This is a genomic window from Bacteroides caecigallinarum (genome assembly GCF_021531075.1).
Classification (GTDB): Bacteria; Bacteroidota; Bacteroidia; order Bacteroidales; family Bacteroidaceae; genus Phocaeicola; species Phocaeicola caecigallinarum_B.
The window spans coordinates 1-1,932 of record NZ_JADYTJ010000114.1 but is presented as its reverse complement, the minus strand read 5'-3'; the positions used below and the strand labels follow the sequence as shown (position 1 = coordinate 1,932).

At 43.5% G+C, this 1,932-nt stretch carries 1 protein-coding gene; it reads left to right on the top strand.

All coding sequences use genetic code 11. From position 1 onward, the window contains the following. Window positions 1-424 precede the first annotated feature (424 nt). Entirely contained in the window at window positions 425-1,831 is a 1,407-nt protein-coding gene (gene ltrA, locus I6E11_RS14510; RefSeq protein WP_235338818.1) for a group II intron reverse transcriptase/maturase, read from the top strand. Window positions 1,832-1,932: the final 101 nt, after the last annotated feature.

The window sequence follows — 1,932 nt, the reverse complement described above, 5'->3', positions numbered from 1 at the left end:
AGTATGCTCGGCATGAGTATTAGCTAACGGGTGCAAGTCCCTAATGAGCCCTAATAGCGGGAATCATACAGCCAATAGCAAGGGTGTCCATCGTGAGGTGGAATCTGAAAGAAGCTGGCGGCAAACATCTGGTCTGACGAACAGAAACTTCATATAAGGCATAAAAACCGTGGGCAAGGTTGCTGTCCAAACCAAAGCCCTATAGCTATTCGGAACGGTTAATGTAGATGAAGCAGACATAAGATGGAAAGTTAATACCCTTATCCGAGGAGGTCTCACGGACATACATATTAGTTTTTTTTTACGAAATGTATGGAGTAAAGCTTGCCGTGAGAAGTCAGCAGATGTCATAGTAGCAAACGTGTCGATAAGTTTGTGAAGGACTGAACCTAATAATTAAACGATAGTAATAGAAACATACCTAATGAAAGAACGAATGCAGAAAACATTATCCGAAGTTAATGACTGCCCTCAAAGAGATAGGTCGGAAACCGAATGGTATGAGGGAGTGCAGACTTTCATGTGGATATGTGAAGACAACATCGTGGAAGTACCATTCGACAAGGAACACCTTTTCGAGCAAATCCTGAGTCCTTCCAATCTTAATCGAGCCTATAAGGCAGTGATTGGAAACAAGGGCTGTGGCGGTATCGACAATATGTCATGTGAACAATTGTTTTCATGGCTACTAGCCAACAAAAATGCGCTCACCCGTTCCTTGATGGACGGTTCTTACCGTCCAAACCCCGTCAAAAGGGTAGAAATCCCCAAGAACAATGGCAAGATGCGTCTATTAGGAATCCCCACGGTGGTAGACCGCTTGGTGCAACAAGCCATTAACCAAGTTCTTAGCCCTATCTATGAGCGTCAATTCTCCAGGAGAAGTTACGGCTTCCGTCCGAGGAGAGGCTGTCATGACGCGGTAAGAGGAGCTCAAGAGATAATCAATACAGGCTACACATACGTAGTAGACCTTGACCTCGAGTGCTTCTTTGATACCGTGAATCACAGCAAACTCATAGAAATCCTCAGCCGTACTATTAAAGACGGCAGAGTTGTCAGTCTAATACACAAGTACCTCCGAAGCGGTGTAATGAACAAAGGTTTGTTTGAAACGAGCGAGGAAGGAACTCCCCAAGGAGGACCACTAAGTCCATTGTTAAGTAATATTATGCTCAATGAACTGGACAAGGAACTCGAACGCAGAGGACTTCCTTTTGTGCGCTATGCCGATGACTCAATGATATTCTGCAAATCCAAAAGGGCGGCAAGAAGAGTCAGGGAGTCCATAACCCGATTTATAGAGGGAACTCTATATCTCAAAGTCAACAAGGAAAAGACTGTAGTGTCATATGTCCAAGGAGTGAAGTATCTCGGGTATTCCTTTTATGTAACGAAAGGCAAATGTCGTCTCACAGTGCATCCGAAATCCAAATCTAAGATTAAATCAAGACTTAAAGAACTGACGAATCGTAGCAACGGATGGGGATACATGAAGAGGAAACAGAAACTGAAAGAATACATACATGGATGGATTGGATACTATCATCTTGCCGAAATGAAACGTTTTCTTCTTGACACAGATGAGTGGTTAAGACGGAGAATACGTATGTGTATATGGAAAGCTTGGAAGAAACCCAAGACCAAGGTGGCAAACCTCATTAAATGTGGTATAGAAAAATACAATGCACGGAAATGGGGTAATACTCGCAAAGGTTATTGGCGTATCGCTGATAGCCCTATATTGAAAGTGGCGATAAATAATGATAGCCTGCGAAAGGCAGGATATCCTACCTTAATGGACTCGTATCTCGAATGGCGCCCAAAATAGGAACCGCCGTATGCCGAACGGCAAGTACGGTGGTGTGAGAGGTCGGTGAACATGAAAATAGGAGATAAACACCTATGATTAATGTTTACCTCCTACTCGAT